This window comes from Cryobacterium sp. M23 (assembly GCF_002929655.1).
Classification (GTDB): Bacteria; Actinomycetota; Actinomycetes; order Actinomycetales; family Microbacteriaceae; genus Cryobacterium; species Cryobacterium sandaracinum.
Genome location: NZ_PJJV01000066.1, coordinates 42,959 through 56,985 on the forward strand (window position 1 = coordinate 42,959; position 14,027 = coordinate 56,985).

Sequence of the window (14,027 nt, forward strand, 5' to 3'; positions counted from 1 at the left end):
TCCGCGAACTCTCAGTGCCCGCGGCCATGAGGACTCGCCCATCTGGTCCGCGATGGCAGACTAGACAGGTCCTGAACCAGCGGGACCACAGGAAAGGCCCACTGAATGACGATCATCGCCGCTGCCGACGGTTCGGCCCTGGGCAATCCCGGCCCCGCCGGATGGGCCTGGTTCGTCAACGATTCCTGCTGGGCCGCCGGCGGCTGGAAGCACGCCACGAACAATCAGGGCGAACTGAAGGCCGTGCTCGAACTGTTCCGGGCAACCGCCCACCTCGACGACGACCTGCTCGTGCTGTGCGACAGCCAGTATGTGATCAACTCCATCACCAAGTGGATGCGCGGTTGGAAGGCCAAGGGCTGGCGCAAGGCGGATGGCAAGCCCGTGATGAACCTGGACCTGCTCCAGGAGCTCGACGAAGCTCTGGCCGGACGCCGCTACCGGTTCGAATGGGTCAAGGGCCACGCTAACCACCCGCTCAACGAGGCCGCTGACAGCCGGGCCCGAGCCGTGTCAGAGGCGTACCAGCGGAACGCGCCGATCAAAGCCGGCCCCGGCTGGGTGCGGGAGGGCGATGCCGCACCGGTTCGGCGCCCCGCGCTGACCTCGGCCACGAAAGCACGGGCCGTCGCTTCGCCTGCCGCCACCCCGAAGCTCCCGGCCGGCCCGTCGCATCCGGAGCTGTTCGCGTTTGACGAGCCGGCTGCCTCCCACACCGTGTCTCTGGAACTCTCCGCCGACGAGCACGCCCGTCTGACCGAGCGTGCCGCCAGGCTCGGCGTCAGCGTCGGAGAACTTCTTCACGGGCTTATCTGACCTCGGTCTGCTTCGCCGCGTTCTTCGACGCCGTCTTCGCCGCGTTCTTCGGCGGCAGAAGGGTGTTCGCCTCGTCGAGGGACATGCCGTTGGTCTCCGGAATCTTGGTCAGCACGAACACGAATGACAGCGCCGCGAACAGCGCATACAGGCCGTAGGTCAACGGCAGCGAGACTGCCGCCAGTGTCGGGAATGTGACGGCGATCAGGAAGTTCGCGATCCATTGGGCCGCTGCGGCGATGCCGAGCGCCTTCACCCGGATGGTGTTCGGGAACATCTCGCCGAGCAGCACCCAGACCACCGGGCCCCAGGACGCGCCAAAGAAGACCACGAACACATTGGCCGCGACCAGGGCGATCCCACCCCACGCACCGGGCAGGCTGATCTCGCCGCCCACGGTGACCGCCTGGCTGAAGGCGATCGCCATCGTGGCCAGCGACAGCGTCATGCCGATGGAACCGGTCATCAGGATCGGCCGACGTCCGATCCGGTCGATCAGGGCGATGGCGATGAAGGTAACCGCGATGTTGGTCAGGCCGGTGAACACCGAGATGGTGAGCGAGCTCGACTCCTCGAAGCCGACCGCCTTCCACAGGGTGGTCGAGTAGAAGAAGATCACGTTGATGCCGACGAACTGCTGGAACATCGACAAGAGGATGCCGATCCAGACGATCGGGCGCAGGCCGAACGCCTTGCCACGCAGTGACCCGGTACGCTGACCCAGCGTGTCGGCCTTGATCGAGGCACGGATGTCGCGGATCTCGCGGTCCACATCGCCGTTGGGCCACACCTTCTGAAAGACCGCGCGGGCCTCCGTCTCACGGTCTTTCAGCACCAGGAACCGTGGGGACTCCGGGAGGATCTTCGCGATCACGAAGTACACGGCGGCGGGCAGCGCGCAGGCCAGGAACATCCAGCGCCAGGCGTCGATCCCGAACAGGGAGGGCTCACTCGCGCCTCCCGCGGTGTTGGCGAACAGGGCGTCAGACAGCAGAGCGGAGAAAATACCGATCGTGATGGCGAGTTGCTGGAGCGATCCGAGGCGTCCCCGAATCGCTCGCGGTGAGATCTCGGCGATGTACGCCGGGGCCACCACGGATGCGAGCCCGATGCCGAGACCGCCGACGATGCGCCAGAGCACGAGGTCGTAGATGCTGAAGGCGAAGGCGGAACCGACCGAACTGACGAAGAACATGATCGAGCCCAGAAGCATCACCGGAATTCGACCGTATCGATCGCCGACCCGGCCGCCCAGGTAGGCCCCGGCGGCGGCGCCCAGTAGCGCGCTCGCGACCGCGAAGCCGGTGAGAGTCGCCGTGAGCGCATACTCGTCTTGAATGGCATTCACCGCGCCGTTGATCACGGACGCGTCGAACCCGAAAAGAAACCCGCCGAAGGCTCCCGCCACCGCCAGCGCAATGACCTTTCCGTTCGTGGATGGTTCCTCAGTCTGGGTCATCGTCAAGACCTCTGTCTCATTGTGGAACAATCCGAACAGCCTACGCCCCAACGAAGGGGCGCCGAACCTCGGCGGAACCTGCGCCCGTCATCTCCCTGTGCTATCCATGACCCATGACGCGATTCCTCGGAGTTGACCTGGCCTGGGCCGAAGGCAGCACGTCGAAACCGGCCAATGAATCCGGCCTGGCGTGCATCGACGAGACCGGCCGGGTGCTCGACGCCGGCTGGGCCCGCGGCACGGATGCCGTGATGCGCTGGATCGACTCCCTGTGGGAACCCGGCGCCGTGCTGGCGGTCGACGCGCCCCTGGTGGTGAACAACCCCACCGGCATGCGCCTGTGCGAGCGGGAAACCGGCAGTCGCTACGGCCGCTGGCATGTCTCCGCGAACGCCTCGAACCTCGGCCGCCCCTGGGCCGGCGGGGTGACGATCCGACGCCGATTGGAAGCCTCCGGCTGGACCTACACCGACGGCCTCGCGCCGATGGATAGGGCCACCCCCAGCTTCTTTGAGTGCTACCCCTACACGACGCTCGTGGGCGCGGCGGAGTTCGGTTACCTCGACAAGCGACCCCGCTACAAGCGCATGGGCACCTCCCTTCCGCCGGACGAACGCCGGACGAAGCGGGCCATGGTCTGCGATGACCTCATCCAGCGGATCTGGGGGCTCACCCGAGCGTCGCCGCCGCTCGACCTGGGCTCCCATTCCGTCTCGGACGCCCTGGTGACGGAGCATTCACCGTTGGTCGACCGAGCCTACAAACACCGGGAAGACCTGATCGACGCCCTGCTCTGCGCCTGGACGGCCTCGCTCTGGTGGCACCGGGGCACGGAGCGCTGCCAGGTTCTCGGCGCCCGGGACACAGTGTCGGAGCTCGGTCACCGACCGACCATCATCGCGCCGGCCCGGCCGGAGCAGCGCCGCGGCGACGAAGGGGCGCGGCTCGTCACCGCACCGGGTACCAGCGCGTCCTGACCCGCTCGGTCACCTGCCACGACACCGGCTCCACGCGGGTGCGGGCCGCGGCGAGCACTCGGTCGCCGACCCGGAGGGCCATCGCGGCATCATCCGCCGTGAACCGCACGATCGCGCGCGGAGAACCGGCGACCACGGCGAGATCGGATGCCTCCACGGTCGTCAGCTCCGCGGCGGCAGCCGTCAGGTGCGGCAGGACGGAGTCCGGGGCGATGCCCGAATGGAGAGCACCGATGATCAGGGTGATACGGAAAGACGGCATCCAGTCAGCGTAGGCGGGTGCGCACGAACAGGTGTCCACTGGTCGCAGGTATCCTCTGGTCGCAGGTATTCCCGACGTCCCGACAGAATCGAGGCCCACCATGATCTGGCGCGTCCCGCTTCTGGCACTGCCAGCGTTCCTGACACTCACCTCCTGGTCGGGAGGTCTAACCCGGGAGTTCGGCCTCGACGTGCTCAGTCACCGGTGGCCGACGCGGAATCCGGCTCCGGCTCCTGCCCAGGCTCCGGCTCCGGCTCCTGCCCCGGCCCCGGCCCCGGAAAGCGCACCTCGACCCGGGTCCGGTCCGCCAGATCGTCCCCGGCCGGATGAGTCAACTCAATGATCACGACGCTCGGTGACTGGCCGAGCAGGTCGAGGATGGATCCGATCTCCAACCCGGAGTAGGGGTCGTCGACATCGAGCACCTCCGGCCGCATCCCGAACAGGGGGTCGGACGCGGCGATCATCAGCACGGCGCCGCGGTGTTCGGCCTGTTCGAAGATGCGGCCGAGGTTGTCCTCGGTGGCGGCAGCGCTGGCTCCCACGACCTCGTTCAGGGGCACCGTCACGAGAGGCTTGCCCAGTTCGTTCGCGACGGATGCCGCGGCCTCGGCCTTCGCCACGGCATCCGCTCCCGTGAACACGGCGAGCGCACCTGCCCCGGCCAACTTCACGACATCACGGACGGTTCCGACCACTGCCGTGCGCTCGGCTGCGTCCAGGGTGAACGAGGCCATCACGCCGAAGGACAGTCGCAGCGGCGCATTTGATGCCAGCCAGAGGGAGGTCAGCACCTCGTTAGTCAGCGGCGAGGGTGAGAGCCAGACCTGCAGGTTGTCTGCCGAGCCGATCGGGACGTTCAGCACGGGATGGCGTTCGATGGCGGCCCGCGCTGCACCGAAGGCACGGTGGCTGCCGGCATCCGTGTCGACGTCGTCGCCGGGAAAAGCACTCACCAGGTAGTGCAGCTCCGAAATCACTCGGCTGGGTCCCCTCTGGGTCTCCTCCCGATAACTGATCAGGCTGTCGTAGTAGAGGAACAGGTTGATGGAGGGGCCGGCGACACCGGTGCGGGGTGCGCCGAGCACGTAGGCCGTGACCTGCAGCCCGATCGGCGGGGAGGACAGCAGTCGTTGGAGCGCGACGGTCGTCGAGGCGATGGCCTGGCCGTAGTTGGTGAGCGACGACATGGGGACCCCGGCTTCTGAGAGCTTCTGGATGCGAAAGTGAGCAGACAGTGCCACGGTACTCCGGCTCACCAACCAGGTCGAGGAGTTCGGCTGCGCCACGGCGGAACCGGCCCGGTGCCCATCCCGCGGATGCCGTAGCCTGCTTCGATAGATGTGTTCCTCGCGATGTCCGCCTCAGTGAAGGAGTTCCATGGACTACTCGGCAACGATCGTGGCCCAGACCCACGTCACCAAGCCCGACGCACTGCGGCTGATCGCGGAGGCGGCCGGGTCGACCGTGCGGGATGCCGGGACGGCGCATCCGTTCGTGCCGCTCGTCGGCGGCGGTCGCGTCGAAGTGGAGATCCCCAAGTTCGGCGAGGGCCCGCCGCTCGCGATCGATGTCTTCAACCCCCACGGGGCCGAGCAGGCCCGGGCTTCGGCACTGTCATTGCAGGCTGCCCTCGCCGGCGTGACCGATTGGCCGACCGAGGTCAGGTAGCCGCGTGCGCGGCAACCCGCCCAGGTAGACCCTCACCCGCCGCTGGACTCCTCCCCCTTCCCGACGCGGATCAAGCCCAGCAAACCTCGGTGCGACGACCGCGTCCCGATGACGCGCTCCCGAGGTCTCCCTCCTGCCTGCCATCCGCGGCGAGACCCCTGCACGCCTCGCGGCGCACCTTATACAGGCCGGCGCACGTTAGATCCTGCGCCGGCTTCCACGACCCGCGCCGCCCTGTGCCTGGACTCAAGCTCTGACTGACCTACAGCACCACACACTTGCTCGGCAGCTCACTCAGGGGAAGTCGAGGGCTGCTCGGGTTACAGGTCACCTTCTGAGAAGTTTCACTCTAACGGTGTCGTGGTTGACCTACGGGCCGCGACGGACTCACGAGGCGCCGCGCGGGCGACGCTCACCACTCGGTGCGTGCACGCTCCTGCTCGACGACCTCTTCCCGGTCGACCAGGCGGCGCAGTCCGGCGAGCGGTTGCGCCATACGGTGATTGCCCCGGATGCGTGGCTCCACCCGGTCGAGGAAGGCCCAGTACCCGGCGGTGAACGGGCATGCGTCCTCGCCCAGGCGTTTCTTCGGGTTGAACGTGCACGCGCCACAGAAGTCGCTCATCTTCGAGATGTAGGCGCCCCCGGAGGCATACGGCTTCGTGGCGACGATCCCGCCGTCGGCGTGCTGGGACATCCCGACCACATTGGCGGGCATCACCCACGGGGCGCCGTCGACGAAGGCGTTCGTGAACCATTCGGTGAGCTCGGCCGGTTGGTAACCGCGCTGCAGCGCCCAGTTGCCGAGCACCATCAGCCGCTGAATGTGGTGCGCATAGCCCGTGCGGCGCACCTCGTCGAGCACATGGCTGAGGCACTTCGCCCTCACGGAACTGCCGTCGAGCTCGAGGAACTCCCGCGGCAGGGCCACCTGCGCCTCGAGGTGGTTGCTGCGCCGCACGTAGTCCTCACCCAGGTGCCAGTACAGGTGCCAGACCCAGTCCCGCCAGCCCATGATTTGGCGCACCACGGCCTCCACACTCTGCAGTGGGGCTCCCCCGGTCTCGTACGCGGCGACTACGGCGTCGATCACCTCCCGCGGATGCAGCAGCCCCAAATTAAGGGGAACGCTCAGCCTGGCGTGGGCCATCGTCTCGTCCCCGAGCAGCGAGGCATCCTCGAAGGGGCCGAAGTCGCTCAAACGCGTCTCGACGAAATCGGCGAGCGCCACGAGCGCTTCCGCCCGGGTGGCGGCGAACCGGCGGGGTCCGTCCTCGCCGATCAGTCGAATGCGCCCCTCGGCCTGCCACCGGTCGAGGTCGGCGCGCACCTGCTCGTCGATGTCGTCCTCCACCGGATGGAAGGGGTCCGGCAGCCCCAGGCCCACCGCTCCCTTCGGCGGCGGCTGACGGTTGTCGTGGTCGAAGTTGAACCGGCCGCCCTCGGGATCGGGCCCGCGCATGAGCAGCCCGGTTTCCGTGCGTGCATGGCGATAGAACTGGTCCATGATCAGCCGGGACGGCGGCCTCCCCGCGGCCCAGACGGCGAAGTCGGCCTCGCTGGTCACGAAGCCGCGGCTGGGCAGCACCCGCGCGCCGAGCTCGTGAACCAGCGCGCGGGAACCCCACGAGGTGGGGTTGACCACCTCGAGGTCACGGCCGGCCAGCACATCCCGGTAGTGCTCGGCGCGCAGGTACTCGACCCGATCACCGAGCTCCCTGGCCCGGTGCCTGAGGGCGGTGAGAATGAGGTGCGCTTTGGCTCGGTGGTACGGGCGCCGACCGAGAACGCCGACGGACTCCACCATCAGGATCGGTCCGCCGTCGTCGAAATGGGGGCCGAGCTGGTCGGCGAACAGAAAGCGAGGCACTGCCATGGCTTCGAGTTTAGATGCCTTGCCGCACGCGAGGTTCGAGGCCGATGCCCAGCCGCGACGGGTTAGCCTCGATCCATGGGCAGGTTCGTGGACAGTTGGCGGTCGCATCTTCTGGTGACCTTCTCGGGGAACGGGTCAGGTCGCCCGCAGTGGGTCGAAGAAATCGAACAGGGCGACGATATCGGCTTCTTCGGTCCGGGCTCCGCCTCCTGGGCCGTGCACGGCGGGATGGCGACGATGGTCGCCGGCATCCGTGCCCTGCTCATGCAGACCCTGCACCCCGGCGCGATGGCCGGCGTACACGATTGGTCGCGCTATCGGGAAGACCCGCTCGGACGGCTCTCCGGCACCATCCAGTGGCTCGTCACCGTGACCTTCGCCGACACGACCCTGGCCGAGCACGAGTCGTCCCGCGTGGGGCGCTTCCACGACCGGGTCACCGGCACCTACCGCGACGCCCAGGGCATCGAGCGTCCCTATGCCGCCGGGGACCCCGAACTGCTCGCCTGGGTGCACATCGTTTTCACCGACGCCTTCCTGGCCTCGCACACGATCTGGGGTGACCCTATCCCAGGCGGGGCCGACGGCTACGTGCGCGAATGGGCCAAGGCCGGAGAACTCGTCGGCGTGCACAATCCGCCGCGCTCCGCGTCCGAACTGCAGGCACAGCTGGATGCGTTCAAGGATGCCGGCATCCTCAAGAGCGACGAACGCGTGGCCGAGGCGGTGCGCTTCATTCGCAATCCCCCGCTCCGGCCCGCCATGATGCCCTTCTACCGGGTCATGTTCGCCGGCGCCGTCGCCTCGATCCCCCGCGAATACCGCGAGCTGCTCGGCCTGCGGCGCTCCCTGCTCCCGGTGGTCTGGGGCACCGGAGCCGTTCTCCGCCTGGTGCGCCTGCTGCTCGGCCGGTCGTCAACCTCAGAGGATGCCGCCCGGGCCCGTATCGCGCGTCTCTCCGCCGAGAACCCCGCCTAGACTGCACGGATGCCTCCGCGCCCTGACCTCTCGCGTACGGGCGCGACTCGCACTCGCCGCTTCCCCTTCCGACTGCTGGTGATCGGGCTGGCTGCCCTCGTTCTGACCTCACTGGGAATCTTCGCAGCCGTCAACTCCGACCTCTCGGAGACCGACGGGGACGTGCAGGTGACCCGCCCCGCTGACCGCCCCCTGCGCGTGCTGTTCGTGGGCGATTCGATCAGCTACGGCCTCAACGCGGAACTGCAAGACCTGGGCTTCCGTCCGCTGATGGTCGATGCGCTCGCAGAGGGCGGCCCGGTTCAGGAATTCCACAAGAATCGGGCCGGTGCCACCACCGGCACGGTATCCAGCCTGGTCGATGTGCCGGAGAACCTCGACCTGGCCGTGGTCGAACTGGGCACCAACGACGTGCTCGACCAGACCGCGCCCGACGAGTTCGCGCTCAGCTACCGGTCACTCCTGGACCGCGTGCACACCGAATCTCCGGGCGTCCCCCTCGTCTGCGTTGGCACCTGGGGCAGCGCCGATGAGACCGACGCGTACAACGACATCATCGACCACGAGTGCGCCCGAGAAGGCGGCGCCTTCGTCAGCCTCTACGACCTCTATCTGATCGAGGCCAATCGCGGCCCCGCCGGACGGGATGTCTTCGGCGGCACGAGCGATCGTTTCCACCCCAATGACGCAGGCTACCGAGCGATTGCCGAGCACCTTCTGGGCCGCATCAGCATACGCTGAACTGTTTTGCATATCACGGGGTGAAAGTACACCCCCTTGATGATTTCCTCTCTGTGAGGAAACCTCCAAGTATGAGACAAAACGACTGGGTACTCACCGTCCACTGCCGGGAGTGCGGGATCGGCGGCACAGCCCAAGTCGGAACCGACCGGCGCATCGTCTGGCCGGTGATCGTGCACGAGGGCGACTGCGAACTCGCCGATGACAAGGACCTCGTGGAGTCCCGCTCCGGGCATCCCGTGCATGGAGTCCGCCAGTCGGCTTACGCGCTGTGACGCCCCGCAGCACCCCGAACGAGTTCGACGCCGGCCAGCCACGCGCGGCCTGCCGTTAGACCTCCGAGGCGAAGAACGCGCCGATCGCCTTCTGGAGAGCGACCGGGTCGCTCACGTGGCACAATTCGCGGGCGGAATGCATCGAGAGCAGCGGGATGCCCACGTCGACCGTGCGGATGCCGAGCCGCGTGGCGGTCAGCGGGCCGATTGTGGAGCCGCACGGCACCGTGTTGTTCGACACGAATTCCTGGTATTCCACGCCGGCCTGCGCGCAGGTTCGGGCCCAGAGGGCCGCACCCGCCGCATCCGTCGCGTAGCGCTGAGTGGCGTTGATTTTCAGCAGCGGGCCGCCCCCGGCGACGACCATGTTCGCCGGGTCGTGCTTCTCCGGGTAGTTCGGGTGCACCGAGTGACCCGCGTCGGCCGACACGCACCACGAGCCGGCGTAGGCGCGCAGGCGATCACTGACGGATGCCCCGAGTCCTGCCCCGATCCGGGTCAGGATGTCGCCCAGCAGCGGCCCGCTCGCACCCGTTCGGGTCTCGGAACCGAGTTCCTCGTGATCGAAGGCCGCGAGCACCAGGATCTGACCGGCCGGTGCCGGGGCTCCGATCAGGGCTACCAGGCCGGCGTGCACCGAGGAGAGGTTGTCCATGCGCCCCGCGGCGAAGAGCTCGCGGCCGAGGCCGAACCGGGCCGGATTGGCCGTGTCGGCCGTGAGGATGTCGTAGCCGGCGACCTCCTCTCCCGCCAGCCCGGCCAGGCCCGCCAGGTGCCCGACCAGGTCGGCCTGACTCGTTTCCCCCACCCCGAACACCGGGGTCAGGTGCCGCTGACGGTCGAGAGTGAGGCCGGTGTTGGCGTCCCGGTCCAGGTGGATGGCCAGCTGCGGGATGCGGCAGAACGGGCCCGTGCGCACGAGGTGTTCGGTGCCGTCGATGGTGGTGAGGCGGCCGGCGAGTTCGAGTTCGCGGTCGAGCCAGGAGTTGAGCAGAGGACCGCCGTAGACCTCGACCCCGGCCTGCAGCCAGCCGTGGGCGCCGATGGTCGGCTTCGGCTTCAGCTTGAAACCGGGCGAGTCGGTGTGCGCCCCCAGAATGCGAAACGGTGTCGTCGGGCCGGCCCCGTCCGGCTGCACCCAGGCGACGACCGCGCCGTCGCGCACGAGGTAGCGCCGTCCGGGCGCACCGGACCACTCCTCGGTTTCGCTCACCCGGTCGAAGCCGGCGGTGTCCAGGCGGCGGGCAACCTCCGCGGCAGCGTGGTACGACGACGGGGAGGCGGTGATGAACTCGGCGAAATCGTCGATGTAGTCCGGTGTGGATGTCATGGGTCATATCCAACCACCCTGCGTACTATGTCCACATTCAGGGCCGAGCAGTCACGGCCAGGCATTCACGGCCCAGAGGAGCACCCATGAACCAGCCGAGCCAGCCGCCGCACCCGGCCCGCGCCGCCTTCGACGCCGTGATCTTCGACCTCGACGGCGTGGTCACCGACACGGCCGCCGTGCACGCCCGGGCGTGGAAGGCCCTGTTCGACGAGGCACTGCCGGGACTGACGAAGTCGCCGGTGCCTTCGTTCGAAATCGAGAGCGACTACCGGCGGTACGTCGACGGGCGGGCGCGGGAGGACGGCATCCGTGCGTTTCTGGCCTCGCGCGGGATCGAACCGACGCATGGCCGGGCGACCATCAACGCTCTCGCCGGCCGCAAGCAGGAGCTGTTCACCCGCGAGCTCGCCGTCGGCGGCGTGCAGGCGTTCCCCGGCACGCTGGCGCTGTTGCGCCGGTTGAAAGAGCAGGGGCTGCCGGTGGCCCTCGTGACAGCGAGCCGCAACAGCGCCGCCGTGCTGACCGCGGCGCGCCTCACTGGCCTATTCGACGTCACGGTCGACGGCACCGACGCCGTGCGGATGCGCCTGGCCGGCAAACCCGACCCGGCCCTGTTCCTCGAGGCGGCCCGGCGACTGCACGTGACGCCGGACCGCACCGTGGTCGTCGAAGACTCCGAGGCCGGGGTGCAGGCCGCGGCGCGCGGCGGATTCGCCCTGGTCATCGGCATGGAGCGTACGGGCGACAGCCGGCTGCGCTCGGCCGGCGCCGATCTGGTGCTCACCGACCTCGCCGACCTGGACCTCGCCGGCCTGGACCCCGCTCTGACCGGGAAGAACCGCGGCTGGGCCGGAGGCGAGACCGGCAGCGACCCGTGGTTGCTGCGCTACATCGGCTATGACCCCGCGACCGAGGGGCTGCGGGAGGCGCTCTGCACACTCGGAAACGGCTACTGGGGCACTCGCGGCGCGGCGGCCGAGTCCACCGACGACGGCGTGCACTACCCCGGAACCTACCTCGCCGGCGTCTACAACCGGGTGCAGACGACCCTCGGCGAGCGCACCGTCGAAGACGAGCACCTGGTCAACGCCCCCAACTGGCTGCTGCTGGGATTCAGGGTGGCCGACGGGGACTGGTTCGACGTCGGCCACACCGAGCTGGTCACCTATCTGCAGGAGCTGGACCTGCGGCGCGGCGTGCTGACCCGGGTCATCCGTTTGCGCGACGAGGCGGGACGCACCACCCGGGTGACCTCCCGGCGGTTCGTGTCCCAGGCCGCCCCGCATGTGGCCGTGCTCGACACCACGTTCGAGGCGGAGGACTGGACCGGCCCGTTGACCGTGCGCTCGGCCCTCGAGGGCCGGGTCTTCAACCGCAATGTTGCCGCCGACCGGCTTCTCACCAACGCTCACCTGATTCCCCACACCGGCACGCAAATCGACGCCGAGACCGTGCTGCTCGAGATGGAGACCACGCAGTCCGGCATCCACATCGCCCTGGCGGCCCGCACCCGGGTGCGGAGGGACGAGCAGCCGGTCGAGCCCCCGCGGCACCTGCTCACCGACGACGCCGGCTGGGTGGCGCACGAGTTCACCCTGGATCTGGAGCCGGGGCATCCGGTCAGGGTGGAGAAGACGGTCGTCGTCAGCACCTCCCGCGACCGGGCCATCGCCTCGCCGGCCCGGGCGGTGGCCATCTGGTTGCGGCGCCTGCCGCACCCGGCGGACCTGTTGGAGGCGCACGAACGGGCGTGGCAGGTGCTCTGGGACGAGTTCGCGGTGGGCATGCGCGCGAGCGATCACCAGTCGCTCGCGCTCAACCTGAACACCTTCCACGTGCTGCAGACGGTGGCGGCCGTCGACGCCGACCTCGACGCGAGCATGCCGGCCCGAGGGCTGCACGGCGAGGGGTACCGCGGGCACGTCTTCTGGGACGAGCTGTTCGTCTACCCGATTCTCACCCTGCGCCGCCCCGACCTGAGCCGCGCCCTGCTCGGCTACCGGTACCGGCGCCTGGGCGAGGCCCGCGCGGCCGCACGGGGCATCGGCCGCGAGGGCGCGATGTTCCCCTGGCAGAGCGGCATCGACGGGCGTGAGGAGACCCCGACGAACCTCTTCAACCCGCTGAACCAGCAGTGGATGCCCGACAATTCCCAGAACCAGCGGCATGTGGGCCTCGCCGTGGCCTACAGCATCTGGGAGTATTACCAGTCCACCGGCAACACCGAATTCCTGATTCAGCAGGGTGCCGAAATGCTGCTCGAAGTGGCTCGTTTCTTCGCCAGCCTGGCCCGCTACGACGAGGTGGACGACCGCTACGACATTGACGGGGTGATGGGGCCGGACGAGTTCCACGACGGTTACCCTGGGGCGTCGGGCCACGGCCTCCGCAACAACGCGTACACGAACGTGATGACCGCGTGGGTACTGCGCCGCGCGGTCGACACCGTGGCTCTGTTGCAGAACCGGTACTGCGGGCCCCTCTGGAACCGGCTGCGACTGCGGCCGGACGAGGTCGACCAGTGGGCCCGGATCAGCCTGCGGCTGCGGGTGCCGTTCCACGCCGACGGCGTGATCAGCCAGTTCGAGGGCTACGAGGGCCTGCCCGAGTTCGACTGGGACGCCTACCGGGCCCGGTATCCCTCGATCGCCCGCCTCGACCTGATCCTCAACGCCGAGGGCGACAGCACAAACAACTACCGGCTCTCCAAGCAGGCCGATGTGCTCATGCTGCTCTACCTGCTCTCCGCCGAGGAGCTGCGCGAACTGCTTGAGACCATGGGCTACGAACTGCCGCCGGAGGCGATTGTGCGAACGGTCGAGTTCTACTCGGCACGCTCCACGCACGGCTCCACGCTCAGCAACGTGGTGCACTCCTGGCTGGACGCCCGGCGCGACCGGGAACGGTCGTGGGACTACCTGACTCGGGCCCTCGACAGCGACCTTGGCGACATCCTCGGCGGCTCCACCCACGAGGGCATCCACCTCGGCGCGATGGCCGGATCGATCGACATGGTCGTGCGCTGCTACACCGGGCTGGAGATCCGGGAGAACATGCTCTGGCTGCATCCCGTGCTGCCGAAGGAGCTCGCGGAGGTCACCTTTGCCATCAACTACCGGGAACAGCCGATCCGGCTGAAACTGACTCCCGGCAACGTGCGCCTGCAGCTGCAGGCAGGCGGCGCCGCTCCGATCCGGGTACGGGTCGAGGGCCGGGAGGCCGTGCTTGCGCCCGGCGAGACCCGCGATTTCCCGCTCGGTTAGCGTCGGTCGTCCCGGACTCCTGAAACCACTATCCCTGTGGGCCAACGCCGCTCGGGGCAGCCTCGGGGTTGGCGAAGGCGGCCAGCAATTCCCCGATGCGGTGACCACGATCCAGAGGGTGGCGAAGCGGCATCCCCGTGTTGAGGCGATAGATGTTGCGCCGTCCCTCCCGTTCGCGCTCGAGATAACCGGCGTCTTCGAGTTCGGTGACGATGCGTTGAGCCGCCCGCTCCGTGATGCCCACCTGGGCCGCGACGTCGCGCAATCGCACATTCGGGTTCTCCGCCACGCACAACAGCACGTGCGCGTGATTGGTTAAAAACGTCCACTGCGCCATTCTCCTATTCTCACCCAACTGACCATTGTTTCCTCACAC

At 68.3% G+C, this 14,027-nt stretch carries 13 protein-coding genes; 7 read left to right on the forward strand and 6 right to left on the reverse strand.

Translation table 11 applies throughout. The features are described from left to right. Positions 1-105: 105 nt before the first annotated feature. The gene (locus CXY82_RS18550; protein ID WP_104170338.1) at positions 106-816 is read left to right on the forward strand and encodes an RNase H family protein; all 711 of its coding nucleotides are present in this window, start codon (positions 106-108) and stop codon (positions 814-816) included. Here the strand turns inward: CXY82_RS18550 and CXY82_RS07330 are convergent. Next, the gene (locus CXY82_RS07330) at positions 809-2,281 is read right to left on the reverse strand and encodes a sugar porter family MFS transporter (RefSeq protein ID WP_104170339.1); all 1,473 of its coding nucleotides are present in this window, start codon (positions 2,279-2,281) and stop codon (positions 809-811) included. The two genes, CXY82_RS18550 and CXY82_RS07330, sit on opposite strands and share 8 nt — an antisense overlap. Positions 2,282-2,388: 107 nt before the next feature. Here CXY82_RS07330 and CXY82_RS07335 point away from each other — a divergent pair, with 107 nt between their 5' ends. Beyond that, complete coding sequence (locus CXY82_RS07335; RefSeq protein ID WP_104170340.1) at positions 2,389-3,252, forward strand: DUF429 domain-containing protein; 864 nt, start codon at positions 2,389-2,391, stop codon at positions 3,250-3,252. Here CXY82_RS07335 and CXY82_RS07340 read toward each other — a convergent pair. Then, a complete protein-coding gene (locus CXY82_RS07340; RefSeq protein WP_134544339.1) occupies positions 3,224-3,514 on the reverse strand; it encodes a hypothetical protein in 291 nt (96 codons plus the stop codon). The genes CXY82_RS07335 and CXY82_RS07340 overlap by 29 nt on opposite strands. Before the next feature lie 194 nt (positions 3,515-3,708). After that, positions 3,709-4,758 carry a Pvc16 family protein gene (locus CXY82_RS17015; RefSeq protein ID WP_146069065.1) on the reverse strand — a complete coding sequence of 350 codons (1,050 nt, stop codon included), beginning with the start codon at positions 4,756-4,758 and terminating at the stop codon, positions 3,709-3,711. 136 nt (positions 4,759-4,894) lie between these two features. Here CXY82_RS17015 and CXY82_RS07355 point away from each other — a divergent pair, with 136 nt between their 5' ends. Beyond that, positions 4,895-5,185: a hypothetical protein gene (locus tag CXY82_RS07355; protein WP_104170344.1), complete on the forward strand. Its 291-nt coding sequence runs from the start codon at positions 4,895-4,897 to the stop codon at positions 5,183-5,185. A 412-nt stretch (positions 5,186-5,597) separates the two neighbouring features. Here CXY82_RS07355 and CXY82_RS07360 read toward each other — a convergent pair whose 3' ends face one another. After that, positions 5,598-7,061, reverse strand: coding sequence for a cryptochrome/photolyase family protein (locus CXY82_RS07360; RefSeq protein ID WP_104170345.1), 1,464 nt, complete (start codon positions 7,059-7,061; stop codon positions 5,598-5,600). 75 nt (positions 7,062-7,136) lie between these two features. Between CXY82_RS07360 and CXY82_RS07365 the strand changes: the two genes are divergently transcribed. From CXY82_RS07365 to CXY82_RS07375, 3 genes are all read left to right on the forward strand, one after another. Beyond that, positions 7,137-8,039, forward strand: coding sequence for an oxygenase MpaB family protein (locus CXY82_RS07365; protein ID WP_104170346.1), 903 nt, complete (start codon positions 7,137-7,139; stop codon positions 8,037-8,039). 9 nt (positions 8,040-8,048) lie between these two features. Next, positions 8,049-8,780: an SGNH/GDSL hydrolase family protein gene (locus CXY82_RS07370; RefSeq protein ID WP_104170347.1), complete on the forward strand. Its 732-nt coding sequence runs from the start codon at positions 8,049-8,051 to the stop codon at positions 8,778-8,780. A gap of 71 nt (positions 8,781-8,851) precedes the next feature. Then, the gene (locus tag CXY82_RS07375) at positions 8,852-9,055 is read left to right on the forward strand and encodes a hypothetical protein (protein ID WP_104099648.1); all 204 of its coding nucleotides are present in this window, start codon (positions 8,852-8,854) and stop codon (positions 9,053-9,055) included. Between the two features lie 55 nt (positions 9,056-9,110). On the opposite strand, the gene CXY82_RS07380 is transcribed toward CXY82_RS07375, so the two are convergent. After that, positions 9,111-10,385 (reverse strand): M18 family aminopeptidase, encoded by a 1,275-nt coding sequence (locus tag CXY82_RS07380; protein ID WP_104170348.1) that lies wholly within the window; start codon positions 10,383-10,385, stop codon positions 9,111-9,113. Positions 10,386-10,471: 86 nt separating this feature from the next. Between CXY82_RS07380 and CXY82_RS07385 the strand changes: the two genes are divergently transcribed. Then, positions 10,472-13,651 (forward strand): beta-phosphoglucomutase family hydrolase, encoded by a 3,180-nt coding sequence (locus tag CXY82_RS07385; RefSeq protein ID WP_104170349.1) that lies wholly within the window; start codon positions 10,472-10,474, stop codon positions 13,649-13,651. 28 nt (positions 13,652-13,679) lie between these two features. Here the strand turns inward: CXY82_RS07385 and CXY82_RS07390 are convergent, their stop codons facing one another. Next, positions 13,680-13,988, reverse strand: a complete 309-nt coding sequence (locus tag CXY82_RS07390; RefSeq protein ID WP_104170350.1) for a winged helix-turn-helix domain-containing protein — start codon at positions 13,986-13,988, stop codon at positions 13,680-13,682. Between the last annotated feature and the right edge of the window lie 39 nt (positions 13,989-14,027).

Bases quoted from the DNA above. Each gene is read 5' to 3' on its own strand.
- CXY82_RS07335 (WP_104170340.1), top strand. From the start codon at position 2,389: ATGACGCGATTCCTCGGAGTTGACCTGGCCTGGGCCGAAGGCAGCACG.
- CXY82_RS07380 (WP_104170348.1), bottom strand. From the start codon at position 10,385: ATGACATCCACACCGGACTACATCGACGATTTCGCCGAGTTCATCACC.
- CXY82_RS07385 (WP_104170349.1), top strand. From the start codon at position 10,472: ATGAACCAGCCGAGCCAGCCGCCGCACCCGGCCCGCGCCGCCTTCGAC.
- CXY82_RS07360 (WP_104170345.1), bottom strand. From the start codon at position 7,061: ATGGCAGTGCCTCGCTTTCTGTTCGCCGACCAGCTCGGCCCCCATTTC.
- CXY82_RS18550 (WP_104170338.1), top strand. From the start codon at position 106: ATGACGATCATCGCCGCTGCCGACGGTTCGGCCCTGGGCAATCCCGGC.
- CXY82_RS07355 (WP_104170344.1), top strand. From the start codon at position 4,895: ATGGACTACTCGGCAACGATCGTGGCCCAGACCCACGTCACCAAGCCC.
- CXY82_RS07340 (WP_134544339.1), bottom strand. From the start codon at position 3,514: ATGCCGTCTTTCCGTATCACCCTGATCATCGGTGCTCTCCATTCGGGC.
- CXY82_RS07365 (WP_104170346.1), top strand. From the start codon at position 7,137: ATGGGCAGGTTCGTGGACAGTTGGCGGTCGCATCTTCTGGTGACCTTC.
- CXY82_RS07375 (WP_104099648.1), top strand. From the start codon at position 8,852: ATGAGACAAAACGACTGGGTACTCACCGTCCACTGCCGGGAGTGCGGG.
- CXY82_RS07370 (WP_104170347.1), top strand. From the start codon at position 8,049: ATGCCTCCGCGCCCTGACCTCTCGCGTACGGGCGCGACTCGCACTCGC.
- CXY82_RS07390 (WP_104170350.1), bottom strand. From the start codon at position 13,988: ATGGCGCAGTGGACGTTTTTAACCAATCACGCGCACGTGCTGTTGTGC.